Origin of the sequence: Wenjunlia tyrosinilytica (assembly GCF_014646055.1) — a bacterium.
Taxonomy (GTDB): Bacteria; Actinomycetota; Actinomycetes; order Streptomycetales; family Streptomycetaceae; genus Wenjunlia; species Wenjunlia tyrosinilytica.
Genome location: NZ_BMMS01000152.1, coordinates 1 through 785, shown reverse-complemented (window position 1 = coordinate 785; position 785 = coordinate 1). Strand labels below are relative to the sequence as shown.

Sequence of the window (785 nt, the reverse complement as noted above, 5' to 3'; positions counted from 1 at the left end):
ACCGCCACCTACAACGGCGAAGACGAGTGCTTCCTCGCATCCACGGGGACGGTCACGGTCACCGTCAACGAGGCATCCACCACGACCACGGTCACGGCCACACCGGACCCGTCCGTCTGCGGACAGGCCGTCACCATCTGCGCCACCGTCGTGGCCAACCCGCCAGGATCTGGGACTCCGACCGGCACAGTCACCTTCACCAGCCCCAGCGGGCTGAACCAAACCGTCGCCCTCAACGCCTCCGGCCAGGCCTGCACCACGGCCGTCACCACCCTCACGACCGAAACGGTCACCGCCACCTACAACGGCGAGGACACCTGCTTCCTCGCATCCACGGGGACCGTGGCCATCACCGTCAACGAGGCATCGACCACCACCTCCGTAACCGCCACGCCCAACCCCTCCGTCTGCGGACAGGCCGTCACCATCTGCGCCACCGTGACCGCCAGCCCCCCAGGATCCGGCACACCGACCGGAACGGTCACCTTCACCGGACCCGGCGGACTCAACCAGACTGTCCCGCTCAACGGCGCCGGCCAGGCCTGCACCACCACCACAAGCCTCACCTCCGGCACCGTCACCGCCACCTACAACGGCGAAGACCCCTGCTTCCTCGGCTCGGTCGGCACCACCACCGTCACCGTCAACGAGGCATCCACCACCACCTCCGTAACCGCCACACCAGACCCGTCCGTCTGCGGACAGGCGGTAACGGTGTGCGCCACCGTGACGGCCGTCGCCCCCGGCTCCGGAACCCCCACCGGCACCGTCACCTTCACCGGACT

At 68.8% G+C, this 785-nt stretch carries 1 protein-coding gene; it reads left to right on the top strand.

Annotated features, from left to right (window positions below; genetic code table 11):
- Positions 1-785 (top strand): Ig-like domain repeat protein (locus tag IEY86_RS35980; protein WP_189136098.1); only part of this gene is annotated, 785 nt, incomplete at both ends.